26 protein-coding genes and 1 pseudogene are annotated in these 26250 nt (G+C 58.4%); 8 read left to right on the plus strand and 19 right to left on the minus strand.

What is annotated here, in order from left to right; all coding sequences use genetic code 11:
* Nucleotides 1-23: 23 nt before the first annotated feature.
* A complete protein-coding gene (locus tag EV130_RS15885; RefSeq protein ID WP_132550637.1) occupies nucleotides 24-728 on the plus strand; it encodes a CBS domain-containing protein in 705 nt (234 codons plus the stop codon).
* A gap of 142 nt (nucleotides 729-870) precedes the next feature.
* Nucleotides 871-1248 carry a YbaN family protein gene (locus EV130_RS15890; protein WP_132660808.1) on the plus strand — a complete coding sequence of 126 codons (378 nt, stop codon included), beginning with the start codon at nucleotides 871-873 and terminating at the stop codon, nucleotides 1246-1248.
* A gap of 573 nt (nucleotides 1249-1821) precedes the next feature.
* Here EV130_RS15890 and EV130_RS15900 read toward each other — a convergent pair.
* The 5 genes from EV130_RS15900 to EV130_RS15920 all read right to left on the minus strand — a co-directional run bounded on the left by EV130_RS15900 (nucleotide 1822) and on the right by EV130_RS15920 (nucleotide 8059).
* Nucleotides 1822-2067: a DUF982 domain-containing protein gene (locus tag EV130_RS15900; protein WP_132550643.1), complete on the minus strand. Its 246-nt coding sequence runs from the start codon at nucleotides 2065-2067 to the stop codon at nucleotides 1822-1824.
* A gap of 158 nt (nucleotides 2068-2225) precedes the next feature.
* On the minus strand, nucleotides 2226-3176 hold the full coding sequence (locus tag EV130_RS15905; protein ID WP_132550645.1) for a glycoside hydrolase family 25 protein: 951 nt from the start codon (nucleotides 3174-3176) through the stop codon (nucleotides 2226-2228).
* A gap of 161 nt (nucleotides 3177-3337) precedes the next feature.
* A complete protein-coding gene (eglC, locus tag EV130_RS15910) occupies nucleotides 3338-4771 on the minus strand; it encodes an endo-1,3-1,4-beta-glycanase EglC (protein WP_132550647.1) in 1434 nt (477 codons plus the stop codon).
* Nucleotides 4772-5009: 238 nt separating this feature from the next.
* Entirely contained in the window at nucleotides 5010-6320 is a 1311-nt protein-coding gene (locus EV130_RS15915; RefSeq protein WP_132550649.1) for an HlyD family type I secretion periplasmic adaptor subunit, read from the minus strand.
* On the minus strand, nucleotides 6317-8059 hold the full coding sequence (locus EV130_RS15920) for a type I secretion system permease/ATPase (protein ID WP_074064589.1): 1743 nt from the start codon (nucleotides 8057-8059) through the stop codon (nucleotides 6317-6319). The genes EV130_RS15915 and EV130_RS15920 overlap by 4 nt, the downstream gene beginning before the upstream one ends.
* Nucleotides 8060-8543: 484 nt before the next feature.
* Here EV130_RS15920 and EV130_RS15925 point away from each other — a divergent pair, with 484 nt between their 5' ends.
* From EV130_RS15925 to EV130_RS15935, 3 genes and pseudogenes are all read left to right on the plus strand, one after another.
* Nucleotides 8544-8819: a hypothetical protein gene (locus EV130_RS15925; RefSeq protein WP_074064588.1), complete on the plus strand. Its 276-nt coding sequence runs from the start codon at nucleotides 8544-8546 to the stop codon at nucleotides 8817-8819.
* A gap of 99 nt (nucleotides 8820-8918) precedes the next feature.
* A pseudogene (locus EV130_RS15930) lies at nucleotides 8919-9393 on the plus strand (alkaline phosphatase PhoX); the annotation flags it as partial.
* A gap of 159 nt (nucleotides 9394-9552) precedes the next feature.
* The gene (locus tag EV130_RS15935) at nucleotides 9553-10377 is read left to right on the plus strand and encodes an inositol monophosphatase family protein (RefSeq protein WP_074064587.1); all 825 of its coding nucleotides are present in this window, start codon (nucleotides 9553-9555) and stop codon (nucleotides 10375-10377) included.
* Nucleotides 10378-10384: 7 nt separating this feature from the next.
* On the opposite strand, the gene EV130_RS15940 is transcribed toward EV130_RS15935, so the two are convergent.
* The 5 genes from EV130_RS15940 to EV130_RS15960 are packed head-to-tail and all read right to left on the minus strand — an operon-like array spanning nucleotide 10385 to nucleotide 15201.
* A complete protein-coding gene (locus tag EV130_RS15940; protein WP_132660812.1) occupies nucleotides 10385-11233 on the minus strand; it encodes a glycerophosphodiester phosphodiesterase in 849 nt (282 codons plus the stop codon).
* Entirely contained in the window at nucleotides 11226-12305 is a 1080-nt protein-coding gene (locus EV130_RS15945) for an ABC transporter ATP-binding protein (protein WP_132550653.1), read from the minus strand. The genes EV130_RS15940 and EV130_RS15945 overlap by 8 nt, the downstream gene beginning before the upstream one ends.
* A gap of 36 nt (nucleotides 12306-12341) precedes the next feature.
* On the minus strand, nucleotides 12342-13169 hold the full coding sequence (locus EV130_RS15950) for an ABC transporter permease (RefSeq protein ID WP_132660814.1): 828 nt from the start codon (nucleotides 13167-13169) through the stop codon (nucleotides 12342-12344).
* Nucleotides 13166-14056: an ABC transporter permease gene (locus EV130_RS15955; protein WP_074064583.1), complete on the minus strand. Its 891-nt coding sequence runs from the start codon at nucleotides 14054-14056 to the stop codon at nucleotides 13166-13168. Before EV130_RS15955 ends, EV130_RS15950 begins: the two co-directional genes overlap by 4 nt.
* Complete coding sequence (locus EV130_RS15960; protein WP_074064582.1) at nucleotides 14056-15201, minus strand: extracellular solute-binding protein; 1146 nt, start codon at nucleotides 15199-15201, stop codon at nucleotides 14056-14058. The genes EV130_RS15955 and EV130_RS15960 overlap by 1 nt, the downstream gene beginning before the upstream one ends.
* A gap of 279 nt (nucleotides 15202-15480) precedes the next feature.
* On the opposite strand from EV130_RS15960, the gene EV130_RS15965 reads away from it, so the two are divergent.
* Entirely contained in the window at nucleotides 15481-15702 is a 222-nt protein-coding gene (locus EV130_RS15965; RefSeq protein ID WP_074064581.1) for a hypothetical protein, read from the plus strand.
* A gap of 158 nt (nucleotides 15703-15860) precedes the next feature.
* On the opposite strand, the gene EV130_RS15970 is transcribed toward EV130_RS15965, so the two are convergent.
* Nucleotides 15861-16340 carry a hypothetical protein gene (locus EV130_RS15970; RefSeq protein ID WP_074065659.1) on the minus strand — a complete coding sequence of 160 codons (480 nt, stop codon included), beginning with the start codon at nucleotides 16338-16340 and terminating at the stop codon, nucleotides 15861-15863.
* A gap of 348 nt (nucleotides 16341-16688) precedes the next feature.
* Here EV130_RS15970 and EV130_RS15975 point away from each other — a divergent pair, with 348 nt between their 5' ends.
* Nucleotides 16689-17006: a hypothetical protein gene (locus tag EV130_RS15975; protein WP_074064580.1), complete on the plus strand. Its 318-nt coding sequence runs from the start codon at nucleotides 16689-16691 to the stop codon at nucleotides 17004-17006.
* Between the two features lie 319 nt (nucleotides 17007-17325).
* On the opposite strand, the gene EV130_RS15980 is transcribed toward EV130_RS15975, so the two are convergent.
* Both EV130_RS15980 and EV130_RS15985 read right to left on the minus strand, forming a co-directional pair.
* On the minus strand, nucleotides 17326-17526 hold the full coding sequence (locus tag EV130_RS15980; RefSeq protein WP_074065658.1) for a hypothetical protein: 201 nt from the start codon (nucleotides 17524-17526) through the stop codon (nucleotides 17326-17328).
* A gap of 99 nt (nucleotides 17527-17625) precedes the next feature.
* The gene (locus EV130_RS15985) at nucleotides 17626-18513 is read right to left on the minus strand and encodes a LysR family transcriptional regulator (RefSeq protein WP_132660816.1); all 888 of its coding nucleotides are present in this window, start codon (nucleotides 18511-18513) and stop codon (nucleotides 17626-17628) included.
* Nucleotides 18514-18786: 273 nt separating this feature from the next.
* On the opposite strand from EV130_RS15985, the gene EV130_RS15990 reads away from it, so the two are divergent.
* Nucleotides 18787-19818 carry an aldo/keto reductase gene (locus tag EV130_RS15990; protein WP_074064578.1) on the plus strand — a complete coding sequence of 344 codons (1032 nt, stop codon included), beginning with the start codon at nucleotides 18787-18789 and terminating at the stop codon, nucleotides 19816-19818.
* A 15-nt stretch (nucleotides 19819-19833) separates the two neighbouring features.
* Here EV130_RS15990 and EV130_RS15995 read toward each other — a convergent pair whose 3' ends face one another.
* The 6 genes from EV130_RS15995 to EV130_RS16020 all read right to left on the minus strand — a co-directional run bounded on the left by EV130_RS15995 (nucleotide 19834) and on the right by EV130_RS16020 (nucleotide 26008).
* Nucleotides 19834-20904 (minus strand): ABC transporter ATP-binding protein, encoded by a 1071-nt coding sequence (locus EV130_RS15995; RefSeq protein ID WP_132660818.1) that lies wholly within the window; start codon nucleotides 20902-20904, stop codon nucleotides 19834-19836.
* The gene (locus tag EV130_RS16000) at nucleotides 20901-21728 is read right to left on the minus strand and encodes a carbohydrate ABC transporter permease (RefSeq protein ID WP_132660820.1); all 828 of its coding nucleotides are present in this window, start codon (nucleotides 21726-21728) and stop codon (nucleotides 20901-20903) included. Before EV130_RS16000 ends, EV130_RS15995 begins: the two co-directional genes overlap by 4 nt.
* Nucleotides 21725-22627 carry a carbohydrate ABC transporter permease gene (locus EV130_RS16005; RefSeq protein ID WP_074064575.1) on the minus strand — a complete coding sequence of 301 codons (903 nt, stop codon included), beginning with the start codon at nucleotides 22625-22627 and terminating at the stop codon, nucleotides 21725-21727. The genes EV130_RS16000 and EV130_RS16005 overlap by 4 nt, the downstream gene beginning before the upstream one ends.
* Before the next feature lie 129 nt (nucleotides 22628-22756).
* Nucleotides 22757-23989, minus strand: coding sequence for an ABC transporter substrate-binding protein (locus EV130_RS16010; RefSeq protein WP_074064574.1), 1233 nt, complete (start codon nucleotides 23987-23989; stop codon nucleotides 22757-22759).
* A 69-nt stretch (nucleotides 23990-24058) separates the two neighbouring features.
* Nucleotides 24059-24961 (minus strand): sugar phosphate isomerase/epimerase family protein, encoded by a 903-nt coding sequence (locus tag EV130_RS16015; RefSeq protein WP_074064573.1) that lies wholly within the window; start codon nucleotides 24959-24961, stop codon nucleotides 24059-24061.
* Between the two features lie 12 nt (nucleotides 24962-24973).
* Complete coding sequence (locus EV130_RS16020) at nucleotides 24974-26008, minus strand: Gfo/Idh/MocA family protein (protein ID WP_074064572.1); 1035 nt, start codon at nucleotides 26006-26008, stop codon at nucleotides 24974-24976.
* Nucleotides 26009-26250: the final 242 nt, after the last annotated feature.

A 26250-nucleotide genomic window follows, 5' to 3' on the forward strand; every position in this document is an offset into this window, starting at 1 on the left:
CAACAACAGGTGGGAGGACAGCCATGCGCGTCAGCACCATTATGACTTCGGCGGTTATTACGATCCAATCGACGGCGACAGTCGCTGAGGCAGCAAATCTCATGTTGGCCAATCGCATCAGCGGCCTGCCGGTCGTCGAGCCGCAAGGCATGCTCGTCGGCCTCATCAGCGATAGCGATCTTCTGCGGCGCAGCGAGCTCGACACCGAGCGCCAGCGTTCATGGTGGCTATCGCTTTTGGCAAGGCCGGGAAAGGTTGCAGAGGAATATGTCCGGGCGCACGGACGGAAGGTCAAGGAGGTCATGTCTGCGCCGGTGATGACTGTGTCACCCTACGCCACGCTTGGAGAAGCGGCCGATCTGATGGAAAGGTCGAAGGTGAAACGCCTGCCAGTGGTGACGAATGGGCAGCTCGCCGGCATTGTCACACGCTCGGATTTTCTGAAGCCGCTGCTTCGCGAACCGCCGGTAGAAGCAGGTCAACCCCTATCCGACGCGGCCATCTCAGCGGCGATTGCCGAAGAGCTGGCGGCTCAATCCTGGGCAAAAAATGGCCTCATTCGTGCCAACGTCAAGAATGGAGTCGTCACGCTCAACGGATCGGTCCTGGACGAGCGCGAGCGCGGTGCAGCAATCGTCGCGGCAGAGAATGTCCCCGGTGTGACGATGGTTCGCGATCAGCTTGCTTGGATTGATCCAAGCTTTGGGATTGTCGTACAGGCACCGTAGTCTTAGACCTTGAGTTTGCACGGCTGGTGTTTTCGGCGGATATTCGCAACGTTGAACCGCGCGCGCTGCAATCCTATTCTCTGATAGGACAAAAGGCAGGGCGATCGGCGCTTTGAAGCGGGCGAATGGCTGAAGCCGCTTGATGAAAGGACATTCCGTGCGGTTGCTGTTTGCTGCCTTAGGCTTTGGTTTCGTTGCGATCGGCGTTATTGGTCTCTTCGTGCCGCTGCTTCCGACGACACCATTTCTGATCCTTGCCGCTGCTCTATTCTCCCGCTCTTCGCCGCGCTTTGAGCGCTGGCTGCTTGACCATCCGCGCTTGGGCGAACCGCTGCGGAATTGGCGCCGCCAAGGGGCAATCCGGCGACGTCATAAGCTTGTCGCCTGTATCTCTATGGTTTGCAGCTTTGTCATTCTGCTGGTGTTTTTCAGACCTTCAACAATTGCGGTTGTTGGCGCTGGAGTTCTGATGGCGGCTGCCGCGATCTATGTCGCATCCAGGTCGGAACCGCGATACTGAAGATCCACCCAGGACTGTCACGCTGCCCTTTGATTAGAATGCTCCCGCGTGAATTTCGTCGAAAAGCACGGCTGAGGGGCGTCGAACTGCGAATTGCCCACCATTTTCTTACGCCGGATAGCCATCGGGGACGACCGCCACATGGTTGCAACCAAGTTATCGCAAGCGTGGTCATCCAGATTTCATTGTCACGTAGCGAAAGCCGCGCGTTTGCGATCCCTGGAAGGAACTAAAGGATCGGAGGTGCATTTCCAGAGATCGCGCAACGAAAATGGACGCGATTGATATCGCCCTTGGCAGGTTTGCCAGGATGAGTCTTGAAGGACACACGACAGCGCCCGGTGCAAACGTCCATGAGGACCATTGCTGCGACCATGAAGATGCAAGCGGCATCCGTTGCTCGCAATGGGGCTGTTATGGCTTCGAGGAGGCTACCGGCGCCACACGATGGTTCTGCCGCAGGCATCAGCCGCTTGTCTACCGCGGACTGCCTGCGCATGGCAGTATAGATGTCCTTGTCGGAAGTTGAGCCCGGCTTGGTTGCCGGCGCCCATACGGTCGTGGAACCTTCTGTCAGCTCAAACGGAAGTGGGCTTCGACCGCAGCAGCAATGAATGCTTGCCGGGCTTTGGTCTCGTCATCGCCGCCATTGAGAACGTCGTCACAAACCTTCTCAGCTTTCCGGTACTGGCTCCCATGATAAGCCGGCCAGAAACGATCCAGCATCACCTTGGCTTGCCTAACGGTCCTGACCGTTCGCATATTACCCGTCTCCGGATCCTCAAGAGTGATCGGAGTATCCCAAGCAGCCTGTTTCATTACGCAGCACCTCCCGAACTGGGAACGGATTTCACGTCAGCACTGTTCCGGGACCCGCCCACTTCCGGCTGGTTTGGTTAAGAGGGTGTTTCGCCTTTATTCGGCAGGCCCTGAACGTGCGATCGGACGCCACCGGCGACGGATTGAAAAAGTGCTCGTCAGCGGCGGCCAGGCGAGATCGCAGACGTTACAATCCGGTCAAGTTGCGGCGCTTCAAGCGGCACGGAGCCGAATTCGATCTTTGCAAGGATCAATGGAGGATCGGGCTCGGCAGGGCGCAGGAGACCGCCTTGGGGCCAGGCACGGCGCAGTTCCTCCTTGGACATCGCTGCGACGTTCACGTCGATGTCGGTCAGCGTGCCCGGCACGCGATAAGGACAACGCCGTTTTGAACAGTTGCTGGCGGAAGAAAACTGCCACAGAAAATAGTTCTGCCAGTTGCCGAGCGGGAAGACCTTGCGGATGTCCGGCTTGTAACGCGCATACCACAGGGGCAGCCTAGCCAGTACGCTGTAGTCTCGGCGATATGCGGCAATATAGCGTGCCGTATCGTGGTTGGTATAAAGGATGGGATAGCGTCCGGTTCTGGCCCTGATGTGCCCTACAAAGATCTGCGCATCCTCGAGCGACATGAACCGATCGGGGTCGATTCCCTCGATGTCGAGGATCATCAGATCGTCCGTACCCGGCGTTGCATAGTCCAGGAAGTGATTGGCCTGGTCGATCGGATTGCCCGGCCGGCCGACATGGTAGGCACCCCAGAGTAAGTCGTTCTGTCGGGCAATCATCCGGCGGCTCGTATAGAGCTCCCGGCTTACCGCGTATTTCCGCCACATCGTTTTGCAATGCGCAAACGTGTCTCCGCGGTGCTCTCCCTTGCAGTGGAAGCTCTCAGGCAGACCATCGGATGCCTTGGAAATAAAGGCCGCAACGCGCTCGTCCTTGAGCAAGGCCTGCCAATCGATCGCATTCATTTCATAGGCGTCGACGACCAGCGCAGTGTTTGGACTCTTCCAGGGCGACACATCCGCCGCAAACAGAGACCTTGCTTCAACGATGAATGCAAGCAGACATAGGCAGGAGAGAATCGATGTTCGGAGCCCCTTCATCGATCCAGGGTAGAATATCCCAAGTTTATAATATGTTAAGAATAAGATGGCCTGAACACGCGTCCCAATGATTGAGCGCCATGGCCATGGCGCTCAACGTGGCCGACCCGTTCACCGGCCAAGCGATTGGAACAAGGTCTGTCGCCCGAGATCCGCGTCGATCATATGTGCCAATCGGTTGTGGCGGACTGGGAGCTGGCCGTGACCGGGGCGTCATCGAGCGAATAGGCATGGATGTAGTCTATCTTCATCTGTGCTCCATCGGCGAACCCGGCACCCGGTGTCCCAGCCGTGCCGCCGACGGCCAGGTTTACCAGCATGTACATTGGATCATGCATGTCGGCCGGCGTATCGGCACGGGCAATGGCGACATCGTCGAAATACCAGACGATCTGATCTTCGTCCCACAAGACCCCATAGGTGTGGAAGCCATCGGTGCTCGGAACCTTGACCGGCGTCAAGACCGAGGTGCGCGAGCCAGTCTCGTTGCTGTGGACTGTCACGTTGACCGTGTTCGGATCCTGTCCCCGCATTTCGACGACGTCGAGTTCCGGCGGCCATGAGCCATCTTCAGGCAGCAGCCAGAAAGCCGGCCAGGCACCCTGCTCGGTCGGCATATCAGCGCGCATTTCGAAGTAGCCGTAGGTCTGGGCGAAGGAGGAGTGGGTGTTCAAGAGGCCCGACGTATAATCATAGCCGTTGATCTGCGATTGGATCGCTTCGGAGGCCGGCGCCGCTGTGATGGTCAGTACCCCATTCTGGACGGAGAAGGGATTGACGGCCGAGGTCGCAGCATAGGACGGGTTGATGTACCACTGGAGTTCGCCATTGCCGGAGAGAGTGCTGCCCTTTTCGGGCGCCCACCAGAATTTGGCATCCCAGACACCCTGGTCGCCGTTGCGCAGCGACAGGCTGTTGAATTCATCGGCAAATGTAAGCGTGAGTGCGGACCGGTCGAGCGTCAGCTGGAACTGATTCGCACTGAGGTCGGCGACGGTTTTATTCGCAAAAACGATACTTTCTCCGCCACCGAGATCGAGCCGCAGGTTTGCGCCCTCCTGTGTGAGGTGGTTTACCACCTGATCGAAGCTCGACAGCCCGTAGCTGTTCAATCGGACGGTATCGTCGACACCGAAATCGACGATAAGGTCGCTGCCGTTGCCGCGCGTGAAGATGAATGTGTCGGATCCGCCGGCTCCGATAAGGACATCGTTGCCCGCGCGACCATCTATCGTCTGACTGCCGGATCCACCGGTGATGATATTGTCGGCCGCATTGCCAAATGCGTAGCGGCCGCTACCGGTGACGGTCAGGTTTTCGAAGTTTTCAGGAAGCGTATAGCTCATCCAGGTGCTGATGGTATCGACCCCGGCGTTCGGGGCCTCCACCGCGCGGTTGATGCTGGAATAGAGGTAATAGATGTCATCACCCGTTCCGCCCTGCATGGTGACGTTTACGGAGGCGTCGCCCCAGATCGAATCGTTGCCGCTCGTCCCATTCAACACAGGGCCTGAACCTTTGGCCGAAAACCAGGCGCTCGATGCACCGCTATAAAAAAGTGATTTACCAACGGCGTTCGTAACCGAGCTTGCCATACATGATTCTCCTTCGTTTTCTGCCTTGCGATAGTAGACGACGATTTAGGCGGTTTTGACACCTTTCGATTGGTTTTAGCTTCAACCTCCACGGAAAGCCTGCAACAGACCTAATGGAAATATCGCCGTCCGTTTGCGGCTGTGCCATCATCTGGCGTTCGAACCATAATGATCCATAATGACACGGCCAAGACTTGCGCTTGCCCTCGCCAATGCCTCGGGCACCCGCCAAAACTACTCAGTCCTCCCGGAACGCGCGTGCCACCTGGTCGGTCAGAGGCTTCGTCAGATAGGCAAGAGCAGTACGCGCACCTGTTTGCACGAATGCTTCCACTGGCATGCCGGGGACGGGCACAAGACTACCCAATCGGCTCCATTCGCTCTGATCAACCGAAATCCGGACCGCATAGTAGGTCGAGCCGCTCTCACGATCCGTCGTCAGATCAGCGGCAATCTGCTGCACGATGCCGTTGATTTCGGGCGTATTCCTTTGGTTAAAGGCAGAAAATCTCAACCTGACCTCTTGGCCGATGGATAGCTGATCGATGTCTTGAGGTAAGACGCGGACTTCGGGCGTCAGCGTATCGCGGGCGGGCACGATCTGCATGATCGGCTCACCGGGCGGAACGACGGCGCCGGCGGAGTGGACCATAAGCTGATGGACGACACCTGTCTGAGGCGCCCGGATGTCAACGCGCCGTAATTCGTCTCTTGCGGCGACCATTCGTTCGGAGAATTCAGCGATGTCGCTCTGGGTCTTGCGCAGTTCGTCCGATACTTCGCTGCGGTGATCGTCATCGATCTGAATGATCTGCAATTCCGTCTCGGTCACCTTACCGTTCGTCTGCGCAACGCTTGCCACGAGGCTGCCGAGTTCGCCCTTCAGGCGCGCGGACTCGCGTTCAAGGGCATAGAGGCGGTTGACGGGCACGATACCTTGGTCGAACAGTCGCCTGACGCTCGCAAGCTCCTTGTCGATCAGCGCCATTTCCGCTTTCTTGCCGGTCTGCTGGGCAACCAGTCCCTCCGCTTCCTGCCGCAATTGCTGGATGCGTTGGCGCAACTGGGCCTTTCTGCTGGCTCGCGATGTCCGGCGATCTTCGAACAATCTGCGCTCGCCTTCGATAATGCCGCCATCTCCAGCTTCGACCGCCTGCTGCAACAGGTTCTGGGGAAACCCGATCTCCCCAACGCCGTCCCGTTCGGCGCCCAGCCTGGCAGAGGTGGCCGACAGTTCGTTCAGTCGCCGCGAGATGATTGCGAGGTTTGCCCGCAATTGCGTATCGTCCAGATGCACGAGGATCTGCCCGGCCTCAACCAGCGCGCCGTTTTTGACGAAGATCTGCCCGACAGTACCCCCCTTTTGATGCTGAACGGGCTTCACATAGCTGTCGACGACAAGCGTGCCGTTCGCAATCACCGCGCCGGAGAGGTAGGTCGTGGCTCCAAGGCCTCCAACCACACCGATCAGAAGCAGGACCATCGCCAGCGCGATTGTCGTAAGGCGGCCGATTGCAGCTTCGGATATGGGAGCTCGCTTGTCGATCAACTGTCGCCTCCCGCGATAACCGTCAGCGTGCTACTGCGCGGAGCCGTCGTAACCGTTGTCTTATTGAGAACCTCGTCCTTCGCCCCGAAGGCCTGAAGCTGTCCATTGGCGAGTACCAGAACGAGATTGGTTGCCGCCAATGCACTTGGTCGGTGAGCAATTACGATGGCAATGCCCTTTCGTGCCCGGACGCCTGCGATTGCCTGAGCGAGCGCTGCCTCGCCATCGCTGTCGAGGTTTGAGTTCGGCTCATCCAGGACGACAAGGAAAGGATCGCCATAAAGCGCGCGCGCCAGGCCGATCCGCTGACGCTGCCCGGCCGAAAGCATCGATCCGTTTTCGCCGATCTGGGTATCGAAGCCATCGGCAAGCTGCACGATCATCTCGTAGACACCCGCAGCTCTCGCAGCTGCGATGACTTTCTCGGACGGGGCATCCGTGTCGAAACGAGCGATATTTTCGGCAATTGAGCCCTCAAAGAGCGACACTTCCTGCGGGAGATAGCCGATCGACCGGCCAAGCGATGACGGGTCCCACTGATCAAGGGACGCCTTGTCGAGACGCACCGCGCCGCCGACTGGTCTCCAAAGGCCGACAAGTGCGCGGGCAAGCGAGGATTTTCCCGATGCGCTCGGCCCGATGACGCCGACAGCGTCTCCGGCCTGCGCCCTGAAGGAGATCGCCCGCAGCACCATCGTGCGGTTACCAGGAACGGCAAGGTGGAGCGCTTCCACGGACAGGTTCGCGGTCGGCGCAGGCAGGTCGACATGTCGCTTCTCGCCCGGCAGCAGTTCCAGATAGGTCGTCAGTCTGCTCCAGCTTTGCCGGGCGGCGACAAAGGCCTTCCATTGTCCGATAGCAAGCTCCACAGGTGCCAGCGCCCTTGAGACGAGGATGGAACTTGCGATCATGATGCCGGGCGTGGCCTCTTGCCTGACGACCAAGATCGCGCCGACAGCCAGAACGCCGGATTGCAGCATCAACCGAAGGACTTTTGAGATCGACATCAGACTGGTCGTCACAGTCGTCGCCGAGATATGATTCGCAAGATACTGGTTGTTGACGTCGCTCCATTTGGCGGCAAGCAACGACCCGAACCCCATGGCCAACACGGCCTCGCAATTGCGCCGTGTCGCTTCGGCAAGATTCAGCCGCCGCGCGGCAAGCTCAGCGGCGATCTTTGCCGGTTTGCGGGATTTGTACTCGGCGAGTGCTGTAAGGCCTATCAACATCACCGCACCGGCAAGCGCCGTGACCCCGATCCAGACGTGAAAGAAAAAGCACAGACCGATGTAAAAGAGCATCCACGGCATATCGAACAGCGCCGTTGGCCCGGGACCTGAGAGAAAACCGCGCACGGTATCAAGATCGCGGATCGACTGGAGACCGTCGCCCGGCATTCGCATCCGTGAGGGCAACAGGATCAGGGAGTTGTAGACGTCGCCTCCCAAACGCTCGTCGACAGCGCCTCCGGCCCGCATCAAAAGCATCGAGCGGATAAAGTCGAGCAATCCCTGGAAGATGAAGAGCGTTGCTGCAATGATCGCAAGCCCGGCAAGTGTCGGCAGGCTTCGACCCGGAATCACCCGATCATAGATCTGCAGCATGAAGAAGGAGCCGGTGAGCGCCAATATGTTGACAATGCAGCTCGTTGCTCCGACACCCAGAAAAGCGCGCTTGAGGGAAAATAGCACCGCCACAAGGAAAGCCCGTGATGGGCCGGATTTTTCATTCGCCATGCAGCGCTCCGCGGTTGTATCACCGACACGAAGCGGGAGCCGTTCGTGCAGGCCATTTCAACATTAGATTCTCAGTTCGACTTTATTGATATCATCCCATGGGGTCGGCGTGTTCCCGTTAAAAAGTTTCTTTCGGTCTAAATTAAGGACCGCTTTACACCGGACGCATGTGAACGGCCGATGTGCCGGAACGGGACGAGGCCGCGCATGTCTTGCCGACGAAATCATCCTCCAATATGTCAGCCTTGGCGTTCGACAAAAGCAAGCCCGCCCTGCAAATCCTGCTGTGGATAAGAGAGATTGCCGACGAAATTTGGCCCTGTTGGCACCCTACGGGCTGGAGTTGGCAACGTTTTGTTAACCATGCCGACCTACCAATGGGGCGCTGCTTTTCCGCGATAGCAAGGCAGCATGTCGCGTGGCGGGCTTTGCAGCTTCAGGCATGTGGCGCTTGGGCTGGATATCTTCTCCAAGGAGTTTGCAAATGCAGCTTATCGCTTTACCGGATACGTTCAACCTGATCGGCAACGAAGCGCTTATCGTCATGAAGGCCGACGACATGCATCAAGCAGTCTGTGTGACGAAAGATGCGCTTGCTGATGTTCAGGCTGCGCCTGACCCACGGTGGCTGCCGCAGGATCTGAGCGTACTCGAACTTATCGCGAGCCGGAAATTCGATCATGGCGAGATCGCCTTCGATGGCCGCATCTGGATCACGGCGAAGGATGTCCAGAACTGGCACAAAATGACGCGGCATTGAATTTAGCCGACCGCGACGGGTTGCGAGTGAGTGGCAAGGAACTGTCGCATCTTCGTATTATCCCAGCTCTAAGTTTAGAATGGCTCCAAAACCAGGGGGCCGTTCAAATGGGAAGTGCTTTTGAAGTTGCGGGGATCCTTCGGTTGCTGAAGTCGGTGCGACTTTCTCGACCGAAACTTCGAAGAACGGCTGGTTCGGCATGCCGGACAACTGCACTGTCGATTCGGCCAGCCGCCTTTGGGTCGCAACGGACGGCAATAGCAACAAGGCCACCGGCCGCACTGACGGCCTTTGGGCTGTCGACACCGATGGTGACGCCCACGCCGCCTCTCGCCTGTTCTTCCGCGTCCCGGTCGGGGCCGAACTCAGTGGTCCGCTTTTTGCCCCGGATGACGAAACCGCTTTCGTCGCCGTGCAACATCCCGGCGACGGCGGTGCTGACTGGGCCGGCCATGGCCGTCCATCCTGTTACGAAGATCCGTCCATCAGATGGCCGGACTTCAAGGATGACATGCCAGAGCGCCCGTCTGTACTTGCCGTGACCAAGATCGGCGGCGGCAAGATTGGCGTCTGAGACGATACCTTGTTAGCCGGGACGAATGCCTCGTCCCGCCTATTGTTGTTCGCAGCAATACAATCTTGTTTGCATCCATGCGCCTCCGCGTCACAAAAACTTCATGCGCCTCTGCGAAAGCTTCAAACGACGTCGGCAATCCTCCTTTAAGAATTCTCCATGACATTCTCCTCAGCCTCAACGCGCTTGTCACCGGCGGCCTCGCAACGCCTCATGCTTCTCGCAAATACGGCCCTGATAGCGGGGCAAACCGCTCGCGCCTCGCTAAAGCGGCGGCTCGTGAGCGAGATCGTGTCGAAGGCACCGCGTGACTACCAGACGGAAATCGACGTTTCGGTCGAGCGAATCATCGTCGATGAGGTGGCGAAAGCCTTTCCGACTTACTCGATCAAAGGAGAGGAGGCCGTCGGCAATCGTGACGCCGGGGCAAGCACGCCTGTCATCTATATCGATCCGATCGACGGCACGACAAACTACGCTTGGGGTATCCCGCATTTCGGCATGACGATTTCGATCGTCGAAGCTGGCCGCATCGTGGCTGGCGTCGTCTATGATGCGATGCAGGATGAACTGTTCAGCGCGGAGGCCGGAGGCGGCGCTTATCTGAACGGCGAGCCGATCCGCTGCATCGAGAACGGCGAAATCGAAAACGTCCTGATCGGCGCTGGACTGCCGGTTCCAGGACAAGTGAAAGCCGTCAGCGAGGAAACCTATTTCACCGCGCTCAAGCGGCTGATGGGAAATACCGCAGGTGTGCGGCGGATGGGCTCAGCAGCACTTTCGATTGCCTATGTGGCATGCGGACGGCTGGACGGCTTCTTCGAAGACGGCCTTTCGCTGCATGATTATGGCGCGTCGGTCCTTCTGGTCGAAGAGGCTGGCGGGCAGGTTTCGGCCTTTTCGGGCGGGCCGGTTACGGCAAACGGCGATATTCTCGCCGCAAACAGCGCGATCCATCCGTGGCTTGTCCAGGGGTTTAACTGAGCTCGGCTTACAGGTGTTTGACCAGAAGCGTTTCCAGCCCGACCGGATCGTCGGTCGTGATTTGATCCGCTTTGAGCGCAAGAAGCCGTCGAACTTTCGGCAAGATTTCGGGAACGGCTGCCGTGATGGTATAGGCATCGACCAGACGGCCAGCACGATGGAAGGCACCAATGAGGTCATAGCCTGCAGCGTCGGCGAAGAGCACCAGGTCGTAATAGAGATAGAACATTCGCGCGCGCGGCGATGCCTTCAGCGCTCTTTCCACGAAACCTGCGAAGTCGCGGCTTTCGATCAAGCGCTCAATCGCTCCGTCGTGACAAGGATCATAGCCGACCGGCATGTCGGGTACTGAGAGGGAAACCCTTTCGATGGCTCCAGCATCGCCCCCAGACAGGACGACAGACCGTGCGACCGGCGATATTGCTGCGGCAAAGGCGGCGATATCGATGTCGCGTATATTCGTCGACGCCTCCTTGAGATCCAGCTGCAGGACGGCATTTTCATCGTATTCGCCTGCAAGAAGAAGCTGACCGAGATCGTCGATCAGCATCACAGGGTGATCTGTCGGAATGCCGTCATCATCGCGAAGCTGCAAGCCACGCAGATGTTCCTGCGAAGCATCCAGGACACGGCCCGTGCCCGTCGTGGCTCGATCAAGTGTTTCATCGTGAAGAACTGCAAAACCTGCGCCGCAAAAGCGAATGAGATCTATCTCGACGCTGGCGCCAAGCAACATGCCTTCGGCAATCCGCCGGCGCGTGAACGAGATGTCGCCGGCGAAGCGATGACCACGATGCCATTTCAGCCATGTCCTGTGCGCACCTGTCTCGATGGCAATCCCCCTGCGGTCAGACATGTCCGAGCATCCGATCGGTTTGCGGTTCGCCGGCGCAGTCCGACCGATGGACGAGCTTGTTGTCACGAAAGGCGAAGTAAGCGGTGACTACAGGTTCCACAAGAAAGCCCCTTTTCCAATCGACATCCGGTGACGTCATGGCCTTGAGCCGCGTGCCGTCCGCAAGGTCGACATCGATGATCCTGTGGGTGCCGAAATCGATGCTGCGATGCACGATGCCGGCGCCTGACTTCTTGGACGGGCTGAGCGCAAGCGCTTCCGGACGGAAGGCGAGTACGAGATCGCCATCTTCGACAGGAACTGCAAGCGAAAGGTCTGGATGTTTGCTGATCCCGTTGCGGATCTTCAGGCGAACGAAATTCATGGAGCCGATGAAACCTGCCACGAATTCGGTCTTCGGTTCGCGGTAAATAAGGTCCGGCGGGCCGATCTGTTCGGTGCCGCCATCCCGCATGACGACGATCCGGTCGGCAAGCGTTAGAGCCTCGTCCTGCCCGTGAGTGACAAACAGGGTCGTGATGCCGAGGCGCTGCTGGATGTCGCGCACCTCCTCCCGCAGACGCTCGCGCAAATGCTGGTCGAGACTGGCAAAGGGCTCGTCGAGCAGCAAGATCTTCGGCTCGAGCACGAGCGAGCGCGCCAGCGCCACACGCTGCTGCTGCCCGCCCGAAAGTTCAGTCGTCATGCGCTTTGCATAGTTGGAAAGGCCGACTAGTGCGAGCGCGCCTTCAACGCGCTCCCTGATCTCGGGTTTTGCCAGCCTGCGTATCTTCAACCCGAATGCAATATTGTTGAAAACGTCCATATGGGTCCACAGCGCATGGCTTTGAAACACCATCCCTGTCGGGCGCTTCTCCGGCGCAAGGGTCGTAACATCCTTGGAGTCGATGAGAATTGCGCCTGCACTCGGTCGTTCGAAGCCGCCGATCATGCGAAGAAGCGTCGACTTGCCGGAGCCCGATGGTCCGAGCAGGCAGACGAGCTCGCCATCATCGACATCGAGCGAGAAATCGCGCACCGCGAACGAAGCGCCGAAGGCCTTCGAAACCCCTTTGATCGTCAAGCGTGCCATTTCAAACCTTTCGTTGGGTCATGCCCGATCCGCACGTCACGCGCCAAAGCCGCGGGCAAAGGCGCCCGTTCCAACGACACGGCGGGCAAACATCAGTGCGATGAAGGACGGCACCCACAACATGACCGAGAGGACGGCGCCATACTGCACGACGATCTGATTGTTGATGAAGGTGATCATCAAAACCGGCATGGTTCGGACCTCAGGAGCACCGATCAGCCAAGCTCCTTCCGTTTCGTAAAAGGTTCCGACAAAGGTGAGCAGAAGCGCAGCCGCGATTGTCGGCGCGGCCTGCGGAAGGGTGATCGACCAGAATACCCGCAGTGGTGCCGCACCCGCATCCCGGGCCGCTTCCTCCATGGCCCGGTCAACGTTTTGAAACGCTGCGACGGGGATCCAGATCATCAGCATAAGGGTGCCGACAAGCTGGATCAGGACGACACCCCAGAACGTGCTGATCAGCCCAAGCTGCAGGAAGATGCCGGCGATCGCAACAAGCAGTCCGAACTTCGGGAAGGCGTGCGAAGCAAGAAAGGACAGAAACAGGATGTTCCTGCCCGGAAAGGTCATGCGCGCAAATGCGTAAGCTGCCGGCAGGCAGATGACAGCCGACAGCAGCGTCACGGTCGCCGTCAGCCGAAGGCTGAGGAAAAGCGATTCCCAGACATCGGAGCGCGACAGCGTCTGCGACCAAAAGCGCAGCCCGAACTGCTGCGGAATGACTGAGGGATAGCGCCATACCTCGGTAAAGGCCCAGGTTCCGACAACAATCAGCGGAAGCGCGATGAACAGGGTCAGCAGCGCCGCAAACAAGATGCCAACCCAATCGATTCTTGCCGCACGCGCATCTGTACCAATGCTCATCGGCAGCCCCGGTTTTTCGCGATCGATCGAACATAGAAGATTCCGAACCCCAGGCAGAAGCCGAAGGTGATCACCGCCTGCGTCAGCGCATTCAGCGGGTCGTTGAGGTCGGAGAAGGTGCGTTGCATGAACGGACCCATCATTTCGGGCGAAGCTGGGCCAAGCACATAAGGCAGCGTGAAGGACGAAAAGATGCCGAGGATGGCGAAGGAGGTGGTGACAAGAAACGAATTGCCCATGCGCGGCAGGATGATCGAAATGAAGACCCGCAGCGGAGAGGCACCGACATCACGCGCAGCTTCGATCGAACTTTTCGGGATACTGCCCAATCCGGCCGCCAGCATCAGCACGGTGAGCGGAAGATTGTCCCAGACAAGGCCAATCACCGGCCCCCAGGGCGTCAGATATGGCGAAGGCAGCTTTGGCAGGCCGGTCGCGTTCAGAAGGATGTCGATCGTGCCGTTCGGACCAATCGTGCGGATAAGAGCATAAGAGAGGATGATCGACGGGACGAACATCGGAAAGATTGCCAGGCCCTGGACATAGGCTGCCAGCCGTCCCTGCGAAAAGCGAAGATAGAGTGCGATCGGCAGTCCCGTGGCGAGAAGCAGCACGCCGCAAACCAGCGTCGTCCAGAGCGTAAGCCAGAGATTGGCGAGGCTGTAGGTATCGCTGAAGAAAAAGCGGTAGGAGGCAAGCGAAAAGACAGTAGCGCCGTCCGGTTGGTGCACGAAGACCGTTCCGACGACAGCGGCGATGATCGGGTAGACGATCAGCCAGGCCAGCAGAAGCACCGGCAGGGCGACGAGAAGAAGCCCTGCCGAAGCGCTCCTGGCGGCTGGTGCGCGCCAGCGCGCCAGCGATGGTAGCGCAAAATCCTTGCCCATTAGATACGGTCAATGCCTGGCGCGACGCTGCGGTACCAGCCGTCGTTGATGGCAGGCTCCCAATCGCCACTCGGAAAAGTGGGGATGGTTGCCGGGACGACATCGGCATATTTCTGGCGCAGTTCATCGGAGATATGGTCCCAGGAGATGCCTGGAAAACCGCCGATCTCGGTGATGATCGCCTCTTGCATCTCCTTTGTGAGCACGAAGGCGGCCAGCTTCAGGGCCGCCTCCTTGTGCGCGCCGATCGAAAATACCGTCATGCGCGAGAAATTGCCGCAAAGGGCAAGGTCGCCGAGCTGAACGACACCGGTCGTTTCGGGCAAGACGCCTTGCGAGATCGCCTGCAGGACCTGGTCCGACCATACCGGCGTCATGGTGACGACGCCCTGTGCCAGAAGCTGGATCGACTGCGTGTTGCCAGCCGTATAGGCGCCTTTTTCATAGAGCGACGGCGCAAGGTCGTTGAGGATCGCCCAGGCAGGCGTCAGGGTCTGGGTGGCGTAATCGGCCGAGAAGTTGTCGATCGTGAATTTCTTCGGATCGCGGCCGTTTGCCTCGTGAATGGCGCGGCGGACGAAATTGCCGCCTGAACCGCCCTTGTCGGGACGATTGTAGATGAACTGGCCCGGATTGGCCTTGATCCATGATACCAGCTGTTCCCAGGTTTTCGGCGCATCCTTTGGATCGAGCTTGGACTTGTCGTAGGCGAGAAGAACCTGCGAGCCGCGGTAGGGAAGAGAATATTGGCTGTCGACGCTCAGTGGATTGACGCGGTCGAAGCCTTCGATGTTCTCTGCAGAGAACTTGACCCAAAGACCGGCGTCGATCCCACCCGTGGGCAGGCGCGGATCGAAGGTCTCGAATATGTCTGCCTGCGGATCGGTCTTAGTCTGTAGAGCCGCCAGGGCTCGATCGGCAATGGCGCGCAAGCCGGTATTGTCGCCGGCGTCAGTGACCTTCAAGGCAACGTCCGGATGGGCCTTTTCGAAAGCCGGACGGACGATGTTGTTCCAGAAGTCGACGATATTGGCGTCGGAGCCGCTGTAGAGATCGATCGTCGTCGTTGCTGCGGCGGCAAGACGCGGCGCGGCCAACAGAGCTGCAGCTGCCGACGATGTGACAAGAAACTCGCGTCTATTCATGACCCTCTCCATTCGTTCACAGCCGCACCGCGCGTGGCTGATGGAGCTAGCTAACGCTGACGCGTGACATCGAGATGACAAACTGGGCCCGACGAGAGTTTTTTGCACAGCCGTGCATTCTCATCTTCGAAAACGGCATCGACGCAAGGGTGGCCGGTTCGCACATTCTTGAAAGCGGCTTATGACCAACGGCGGCTGTGTGGCCATCTTTTCGCCGTCGCAGTTACATTAGATTGTAATCAATCGCGGCTAGATTGTCATCATCATCAGGAGGCAACTATGCGCGATATGACCATATCAGAGATGCTGAGCGATCCGCTGATCCGGCAGCTTTTGCGCGCCGACAGGGTATCGCTTGATTTTTTCGCGACATTGCTTCGCGAAGCTGCAGCGCGGGTCCACGCACAGGCAATGAAGGACGTGAGCACGGCCGCGCGGTCTAATGACAGCGAGGCTTCAGCACAGCCGCACGGGACGGTCTTGCAAGCAGAAGCAGTATAGAAAGTGCGGGTTTTGATCTTCGCCGCCCAGGTGATTGCTTTGTGCGAGTATGCGATTCTTAGCGCTCGAGAGCGCCGTTATGAGCGCGCGCCAGCTGGCGTTTGCTAGACTGCAATATCGCCTACAACTTCAAGAGGAAGCGAAGATGCAAGGGGGCGCTAGCGCGTAGCGCCCCAGAGGTAGGCAACCGCCGCGACTATGCCGACGGCAGTCAGCGGCCTTGCCCTGACATGCTCTTCGATTTCATAAACAAGGGTTCTCGCCTGAACTTTCGCGACCCGCGCCGTATCGGAGGCAAGATCTGTTGCGGCTCCTGACAGGCGGCTCACTTCTGATCGCAGGGGCCTGATCTCGCCGCCGCTGGCCTCGCTCCTTTTTCGATGTGCAGCGAGAGCTTCATCCACCAAGGGAGATCTTTCGTCGGGACTTTCCAGGTCCCGCTGCCGCTGCACGCGCTCGGCCGCCTCGGCGTCCACTCTTCCAGATGGTGCCGTAGTGTGGGTGAGGGAAACGGGGTCCGAAGCTGGAAAGGTGTCCTCGAGTCCCTTCTCGAGTTCGCCCTTTCGCGATCGCTTGCGCTGCTCGGCCTGCTCCTGCTTCATGGACTGAACTGCTGGGGATTCGTCTGGATTTGGCATTTTGAGTTCCTCCTTCTTGATCGCACTAATCCCGTAGGTGACAGGAAGTTCCGGATTTGCGTTGCAACCGCCGCAAACCGGTATGTCAAACTCGAAGCTCATCGCGGCGAGTATCCTGCTGCAAGGTCGACACTCGTTTTTCGTGACCGCGACAATTGCGCCCGGTGGCTTCGACGACAGGCGGGCATGCGTTGGGAATGATTTACAGTGGCAGGTGAAGGCCGCGTTAAATCATGGGGATGCATGGAAATCTTGAGACGCCGTCTGCGCCCGGAAGTTTCCTGGAACTTTAAGGTTCGACCGGTGTTCCTTGCACGGATCTCGGCGATCCCAAAAAGGAACATAACAATGCATGCCTTCATCCTAGCCGCTACCGCCCTCGGCGCATCCGCCTCTTCCGTGCTAGCCCAGGCAACCCTTGCCCCCTCCCCGACCGGCAACACGCCTGCAATCGCAACGCCAGGCTCCAAGAACCCGACTGCCCCCGTCGCAGGTGCCAACAGCTTCACCGAAGCCCAGGCAAGAGATCGTATCGAAAATGCGGGCTACACGGAGGTTAAGGACTTAAAGCTCAATGACAAAGGCGTCTGGATGGCCTCGGGGATGAAGGACGGCAAAGCCGTTTCGATCGCTCTCGACTATCAGGGCAACATTGTCGCCGACTAGCGAACCTGAAACATTGCATCAGACCTCATCCGAACCGTTCGACGACTACTTCAAAACTGCAAGCTGACGCACCGCCATGTCTCTGTCAGACAGTAGTACGACATCTGCCAACATGCTGTCCTCATAGATCTTCAATCGACGCTTTAGGCAATAGGCCATAAGTTATTGATATAAACGCAACTGCGGTCCGAAAGCACTTTGCCTGAGTGACAATAGGGACCGACGGCTTTCACAAGCTTTCAGCCTATTCGTAGTCTGGCGATCCAACTCCACGAGCCGGTCTGCTACGGCGGTCGGCTGATCTAGACCTGTCAGCAGATCAGTTCCCACGCAGTTTATGGGTGATGAAGACGGCTATGCCGCCGATCCCCACGACGATGACACCCCATAAAATCCAGAGATTTTGATTGACCATGAAACTTGAGGAAGGATAGGGGAAGAGCCCGCTGCCTTGACCGATCCAGAGCAGTCCGAGCAGGATCAAGCTCGCGCCGAATGCATAACCGAATTTCCGTCTCATGTTCATCCCTTCCGTACACTCCGGTTGCCGGCCATGGTGACGACCGGTGTCACAGCCGCAAATTTCGACAGTATCCACAAATCATGCGCCACCCGGGGGTCAAACTTCGATGCCGGCATCACTTCCGATGATTTCCTCAAAGCGTCTCGGCAGAGCGTCGCCCGATGTTGCCGATGAGGCCAATACGACTTCCCAGCATGCATCTGCTTCTTTGAGACGGCAAACACTCAATATCTGTGGCCGGCTGCAGGCGACCGATTCCGGCACCAGGGCGATGCCGAGCCCGTGTCCGACCAGTTCCATCAGAGTAGCAAGATCACTCACCTCAAATGCGATCTTGCGATCGATATTCGCCGCCAAAAACAAATCATCGATGATTTTGCGCGTTCCTAAATCCTGCTCGAATTCGACAAAGGCATGAGCTGCAATCTCAGCAAGCGAAACGACCTGGCTTGAGGCAAGTGAATGGGCCTTGTTGCAGACGACAACCAGTTCTTCGCAGGCGATGGTGACGGTTGCGATATCGGCTGGTGGTTCAAACATCGGCAGGAAAGCAAGGTCAAGCTTGCCATTCCTGACCTTCTCCAGGAGATGGACCGCCCCGCCCTGTATCAGCCGCACATCGATATGCGGATGACGCTTATGAAAACGTGCAAGTAGAAACGGCAGATCGACAAATGCCGGCAGTCCGTGAACGGTTCCGAGGTTCAGCTTTCCCGATTTCGCCTGGGCAACAGCGCTTACCGCTTCGCGTGCGTCCTTCGCGGCATCAAGGACAATCTCGGCTTTTTCGAGCAGCGCTCTGCCGGCGGCCGTCAGCCGCACCTTGCGAGTCGTGCGAACGAAAAGCTTGGCATTCAGCTCTTGTTCCAGGGCCCGGACTGAACTTGAAAGAGCAGACTGAACAATGTTCAACCGTTGCGCGGCTTTTGTGAAATGCTCGGCTTTTGCCGCAGCAACAAAATACTGGAGCTGGCGTAGTTCCACGGGAGCCTCATTTTTCACATCTATTGATCAATCTCATCTAAATCTTCCGTTTGAAAGATGGAAGCGCCTGTCGCATTCTCTCGTGGCGTTTTCGGCATTGCTTCTACCTCATGTGATCAACCCATCTGTTCATGACGGTCTTGTCGACGCTGTCCCTTCCGACAGCTGCGAAAGAAAAGAATCGTTGGCTGCGGATACCGCCGCCACCGGTGTCGATGACGCGAGACGGTGGCCGCCCTTGGTGTCGCGGCTTTGTTGGATCAGGAGGTTAACATGGATTATCGCAAACTCGGCCAGAGCGGCACAATCGTGACCGCCTATTGTCTCGGCACGATGACCTTTGGCGCGGAGGCGGACGAAGCGGCCTCCCACAAGCTGCTCGACGACTATTTCGCCTGGGGCGGCAATTTCATCGATACCGCCGACGTTTATAGCGCTGGCAGTTCCGAAGAAATCATCGGCCGCTGGCTGAAAACGCGGCCGAGCGAGGCAAGGCAAGCCGTGATCGCGACCAAAGGCCGCTTCCCGATGGGTCCGGGTCCAAATGATATCGGTCTCTCACGCAAACATCTCAACCAAGCGCTCAACGACTCTCTGCGTCGCTTGGGCATCGAGCATATCGATCTTTACCAGATGCATGCATGGGACGCGCTGACGCCGATCGAGGAGACCCTACGCTTCCTCGATGACGCCGTCTCAGCGGGCAAGATCGGCTATTACGGGTTTTCCAACTATGTCGGCTGGCACATCGCCAAGGCATGCGAAATTGCCAAGGCGCGCGGCTACACACGGCCGGTGACGCTTCAGCCGCAATACAATTTGCTGATGCGCGATATCGAGCTAGAGATCGTCGCCGCCTGCCAGGATGCTGGCCTGGGGCTGCTTCCTTGGTCACCACTTGGCGGCGGCTGGCTGACTGGCAAGTACAAGCGTGATCAGCTGCCGACCGGCGCAACCCGTCTTGGCGAAAATCCAGCGCGCGGCGGCGAAGCCTTCGAAGCCCGCAATGCGCAGGAGCGCACCTGGGCAGTTATCAGGGTGGTGGAGGAGATCGCCATTGCCCGCGGCGTCAGCATGGCGCAAGTGGCCCTTGCCTGGACGGCGGCGCGCCCGGCAGTGACCTCGGTCATTCTCGGTGCGCGAAATCCTGAGCAGCTCGCCGACAATCTCAACGCCGCCAGCCTTGCGCTTTCACATGAGGAGACCACCAGGCTTGACGAAGTCAGCGCGCCGACGCCTGGACAATATCCCTATGGTGAGCATGGCATCAACCAGCGCCACCGCAAGATGGAAGGCGGACGCTGACGCTTAAAGGCGGCGTCAGATCCTGACGCCGCTTGTCTCGTCGAAGAGGTGAAGCTTCTCCAGATCGACACGGACGCCGATGATATCTCCCGCCCGTGTATTTCCGCGACCGGTTTCGACAACGGTGAGTTCAGGTCTGGTCGCCGCGGTGATGAAGGTTGAAGAACCCGTCGATTCCACGACAGCGACCGGAACGTCGAAAGTGCCCTGCCCCTGGCTGGTGATGCCAATGTGTTCGGGGCGAATACCGGCGGTGACTTTGCGGCCGGGTTGCAGTTTGCTGGAGATCGCCACCTTGTGCTTCAGCGCCCCGAAGTCGAGCGTCAGGCTTTCGCTACCTTCGCCGACGATCGCCGGGATGAAGTTCATTGCGGGCGAGCCGATGAAGCCGGCGACGAATTTGTTGGCAGGCGTGTCGTAAAGATCAAGCGGCCTTCCCTGCTGCTCGATGACGCCATCGCGCATGACGACAACGTGATCGGCCATCGTCATAGCCTCGATCTGGTCGTGGGTAACGTAAACGGAAGTCGCATGAAGCCGGTCGTGTAACGCACGGATTTCCTTGCGCATATGGACACGCAGCGCCGCATCCAGATTGGAAAGCGGTTCGTCAAAGAGGAATGCCTTCGGATGACGGATAATGGCGCGGCTCATGGCGACGCGCTGACGCTGGCCGCCTGAAAGCTCTCGCGGATAGCGTTTCAGGAGATGCGACAGGCCGGTCGTGGCGGCGACGTCCTCGGCGGCTTTCTTCGCCTCGGTTTTGGCGACGCCGCGGATGCGGAGACTATATGTGAGATTCTGCTCGACGGTCATATGCGGATAAAGAGCGTAGGACTGGAAGACCATCGCCACGTCGCGCTTGCGCGGCGGCACGTTGTTCATCAGCTCCCCGGCGATCTTGAGGTCGCCCTCAGAGATGCTTTCAAGACCCGCGAGAGATCGCAGAAGCGTGGACTTGCCGCAGCCGGAAGGACCGACGAGCGCCACGAACGTCCCCTTGGCGATCGACAGGTTGATGTTCTTGAGAGCGTGAAAGGCGCCGTAATGCTTGTTGACGCCGACAAGCTCGATCTGAGTGGTCATTTGAGGGCTCCCGAGGTGAGGCCGGATACGATGCGGCGCTGCAAGAGAACGAAGATGGCGAGAATGGGCGTTACATACATCGTGGCGTAGGCCATGATGTTGTTCCACTCGTTGGTGTTCGGCCCCATGAAGGAATTGAGACCGACGCTCGCCGGCTGAAGCTCGGCGGCCTGGATCATCGATTTCGCATAGACGAATTCGCCGAAGGCCTGCATGAAGATGAGGATCGCGCTGACCAGGATACCGTTGCGCGCCAGCGGCAAGACGATGGTGAAGAAAGCGCCGATGCGGGAATTGCCGTCGACAAGAGCGGCCTCTTCCAGTTCCTGGGGTACGGCCATGAAGGTGGCGCGGACCAGGACGACGAAGAAGGGCATGCTTTTTGCTGCTATGGCGATGATAACGGCAAGACGCGGATAGTTGAGCATGCCGAGCTGCGAAAAACCGACGAAGATCGGTGTAACCATCAAGGAGGCGGGAAGAACCTGCAGCATGAGGATCAGGAACAGGCCGATATCCACCCAGATGCTGCGATAACGCGCCAGCACGTATGCGCAACCAACGCCGAGGATGGTGATGAGGGCCACGGAACCGAGCGCGATCACCAGCGAATTCCAGAGATAGCGACCCATGTTCCGGCTCTCCCACACATAGGCATAGGTGCTCCATTGCGGAGAAGACGGCCAGAAGCTCGGCGGCGTGGCGAACATCTCCGAGCCGCTTTTCAGTGCTGTGATATACATCCAGTAGAGCGGAAAGAGGTAGATCGCCGCCATGGCGATGGCGATCGCGAGCATCAGTCGGTTTCGGTTTATATCACTCATCCTCGCACCTCATGGCGCGTCGAACGGACATAGACGACAGAGGCGATCATGACGAAGACGATCATGATGACGGAGATCGTGGCGCCTTTGGCGAAATCATATTGGCGGAAAGACAACTCCCAGGCCCAATATTGCGTCACATTTGAGGAATTGTTCGGCCCGCCAGAGGTGATCGCGGCGAAGAGGTCGAACTGTTGCAGCGTGAAGATCAGGCCAAGGGCGATGATGGCGCCGATTGTCGAGCGCATCATCGGCAGAGTGATGGTCCAGAAGCGCTGCCAGGCATTCGCACCATCGAGTTCTGCAGCTTCATAGAGATCGCCGGGGATGGCCGAAAGGCCGACGGATAAAAGGATCATGTTGAAGGAAGTGCCGAGCCAGACATTGGCAATAATGACGGCAAAGAGTGAATAGTGTGGGTCGGAACGCCAGAAGATGTTTCCGGAGATCATGCCGCTTTCTCGCAGGATGAAATTGAGCACGCCGAAGTCGCCTGACAAGATCCAGTTCCAGATGGCGCCGACAACGAGGCCGGGCATGACCCAGGACACGAGGAAGAGACCGCGCATCCATGATGCCCCGGGAAAGTTCACCCAGAAGAACAACGCAAGCCCGAAACCGATCAGGAACTGACCTGCGATCGAGCCGGCGACGAAGATCAGCGTGTTGTAAAAGATCCCCAGCGTCTCGGGCTGCGCGAAGAGATCTGTGTAATTCTTGAAGCCGACAAAGGGTCGCGAAAAGGTCCCGAGGCTGAACATGTCAACCTCCTGAAAGCTCATTACAACGTTGTAGATGAGCGGCAGACCCGCCATCAGAAACAGAAAGCCGAGCGGAAAGGCAACGAGCACGATATCGAAACCGCGGCCGTCCTTGACGCTCATCAGGATCCTCTTCATGGGGCCTCCGATTACTCCCGAACGGCGCTGCCTGGCGCTCTCGCGCAAGACAGCCCCTGCCGGGAGGAAATGGTTGAGTTTCTCCTTCCCCCCGGACCGGGGAGAAGACGAAGCGATTGACTGCGCCAATTATCCCAGAACGGCCTTGATTTTGTCGGCGGCCTGGTCGAGCGCTTCCTTGGCGCTCATCTGGCCAGTCAATGCGGCCTGGATTGCGTCCTGGATCGCCTTGGAGATCTTCGGCCACTGCGGGTGCGGGCCACGGGGCTTGGCATATTTCAGTTGCTCGAGGAAGACCTTGAGAGCATCATCCTTCAGCTTTTCGCCGGTCTGCGGGATAGTGATGTCGGAACGGGCCGGAAGCTGGCCGTAGTTCTTGAACAACTTGTCGTCCTGAGAGGCGAAATACTCAAGCGCCTTGAAAGCTTCGGCCGGGTGCTTGGAGCTTGCGAAGATCGCCCAGTTGAAGTCGCCCATGGCCGATGAACGCTCTGCGCCTGCCTTCGGGACCGGAAGCAGTGTCACACCCCAATCGAACTTGGCTTCCTTCACCATGCGGTCGAGCTCCCACGGACCGGAGATCGCCATGGCTGCATTGCCGGAGTTGAAGGTGCCGGTCGAGTCCCACTGGCCGCGCGTGAGTGTATCCGGCGAGGCAAGCTTTTCGTCCAGTATGGTCTTCCAGGTCTCGAGCGCCTTGACCGCACCATCGGCATTGATGTTCTCGTAGCCGCCACCGCCCATTTGGGCCCAAGGAAGGAACTGGAAGGTGCCTTCCTCGTTGGCTTTTGCAGAGAAGGCCAGGCCATAGACGTTCTTGGCCGGATCGGTCAGTTTACGCGCGTCTTCAACGAGCTCGTCCCAGGTCTGCGGCGGCTTGTTCGGGTCGAGGCCCTTGGCCTTGAACATGTCCTTGTTGTAGTAGAGCGCGATCGTGTTCGTCGCTTTTGGCACGCCATAGTATTTCCCGTCCCATTCGACCGACTTCAGCGGCCCGGGAAAATAATTCTCCGGCTTGATCACGGTCGACTTCGAGATCATGTCGGTCAGATCGAGGAAGGCGCCACGCGAAGCGAACATTGCGTGTTCGGGATTATCGACGGCAATGATGTCGGGCGCCTGACCGGAGGCATAGGCGCGCATCGCTTCGGTGACGACGTCATCGAACTGAATGAGGCGGTATTCGATCTTAATGCCGTTGTTCTGCGCGTTGAATTCCTTGACGAGATTGGGCGCCGGTTGAATGTCGCGATCAAGTGACCAGACGCTGATGGTCACGTCTTCGGCCTTGGCTGAAAAGCCGAAGAGCGAGACGCCGGCAAGTGCCAAAGCACTCAGGACTGCGAATTTGCGGATAGCCATGGTTCTCCTCCTTTGTGGTTACCCATTCCCCGACTGCCCGGCAAATCCTCCTTGCCGGGCGCCGTATCATTAAACCGGATCGGCGACAAAGTCGCCGCCCCGGGCATGCTTCAGATGGTTCAGTGCGTAGACCTGGCCTGTCATCTCCAGCACGTCGCGGTAAACCGGATCGTGCCAGCCTTCGATATCGATCGAGCCCGACCAGCCCGCAAGACGCAGCTCCGAAATGATGTCCGTCCAGTTGCTGTCGCCGAAGCCAGGCGTGCGCATGAGGACGAATTTTTCCTTGCCGAAGATGCCATGCTCCTTGATGACATCCCAGCGGATCGTCGCATCCTTGCCGTGGACATGGAAGATTTTCTTTGCCCACTTTCGGATCTGCGGCAGCGGCTCGATCAGGTAGACCATCTGGTGGCACGGTTCCCACTCAAGGCCGATATTATCGTCCGGCGTCTCATTGAAGATCAGCTCCCAGGCATCGGGATTATGCGCGATGTTCCAGTCACCGGTTGTCCAGTTGCCGTCCATTGCGCAGTTTTCGAAGGCGATCTTGATGCCCTTGTCGGCGGCGCGCTTGGCAAGTTCGCTCCAGATCTGCTTGTAGCGCGGCAGGCTGTCGGTCAGCGGCGCACCGCGGATGCGGCCGGTAAAGCCGGCAACGCAATTGGCGCCAAAATGATGGGCATTGTCGATGCAGTCCTTCCAGCCCTGCAGCGTCTGCAAGTCGATATCGGTTTCTTCCAGCGGATTGCCGAACATGCCGAGCGTCGAGATCGTGATGTCGCGATCGCCGATGGCATCGAGTGAGCGCTTGCCGAGCTCGGCGAGATCCTGCCCGTTCGTCGTCTGCCAGAAAAAGGGTTCGAAGCTCTCGAATCCCATATCGGCGATCTGGCCGATGCGCTTGTCGGCCCCGCCCTTGGACGCGCTGACCATAGTTCCGATTCGGATGGATTTTGCAGGATTGCTCACGATCTCAATTCCTTATGCTGATATTACAACACGTTTGCCCGTTCTGGCGCTCTCGACCGCGCCGAAGACCATGGCAAGGCTTCTGATGTTGTCGCAACTGGCCGTCTCCGGCCGCCTGCCGGTCCGGATGGCGTCCACGAAACCTGCAATCACGCTGGCATGGCCGCGTGTCTCCTCGTCCCGCTCCGGCCCTGGAACATCGACGGGCGTAAAGCCGCGAAGCAGCCCCCTCTCTTCCCCGGCGACCGCGGCGCGGAATGTTTCATCTCCATTCCAGGTCAGCATTCCCCTGGAGCCAACGAGACGCCACTGGCTTTCCCAGCTCGTGCGCTCGCCTTCAGCGCACCAGGAGCCGCGATAGGTGAAAATGACATCGTCGGAGAATTCAAAGGTGGCGTTGGCACAGGCGCCGTGACGATACCACGACCCCTTCGGATTGCGCTCGACGCAGTAGACGGCGAGCGGCGTCTTGCCGGCGACAAAGCGTGCGGCGTCGAAGGTATGGATCGCCATGTCCACAAGCAGGACATTGTCCATGTCTTCGCGGAAGCCGCCGAAATGCGGGGCTATGAAGAAGTCGCAATGGATCCCGGTCAGATCGCCGATTGCACCGCTTTCGACAAAACGGCGCATGCGACGAACACCGGAAATGAAGCGTCGGTTCTGGATGATCGCATGGATCTTGCCTGTCTCTGCGGCAAGATCGATCAGGGCAGTTCCTTCCGCCAGCGAGGCAGCCATCGGCTTTTCGCTCAGCACATGGCATCCCGCCTTAAGGGCTGTAGAGACGACATTGAAGCGGGCAACCGGGATGACGACGTCGAAGACGATATCCGCCCTCGCCGATGCAATAACATCGGAAAGATCGGTGCCGATCAAGGCCCGATTCAGGCCGAATTCAGCGGCGAGCGCTTCGGCTGCAGCCAAGTTCACATCGACTAGGCCCGTCACCTCGATTGCTTCGGCTAGAGCCGGCGTTTCCTTTATGGCACGCAACCAGCCCTTGGACATGGCTCCACAACCGCACAGCACTGCATTCAATGTCACGATTTCCTCCCGCGGCGCGCCTCCGGCAAATCTCCGAAGGCATGTCCCGTAAACGTTTACGATCCTAAACGGAAACGTTTCTTGCTGTCAATAGAAGGCAAAGCAGGCTCGAATAGTGCGGAAAGGGGGTTTGAATGCACGATCTTGGTGGAATCCCTGTTCAATGCAGCGCGGTCATGGCAGGCATGTCATCTGGCTGACAAACAGAGATTTTAGGAGAACAATCAGCACCCAAACGGGCA

The sequence above is a fragment of the Rhizobium azibense genome (genome assembly GCF_004342325.1).
Lineage (GTDB): Bacteria > Pseudomonadota > Alphaproteobacteria > Rhizobiales > Rhizobiaceae > Rhizobium > Rhizobium etli_B.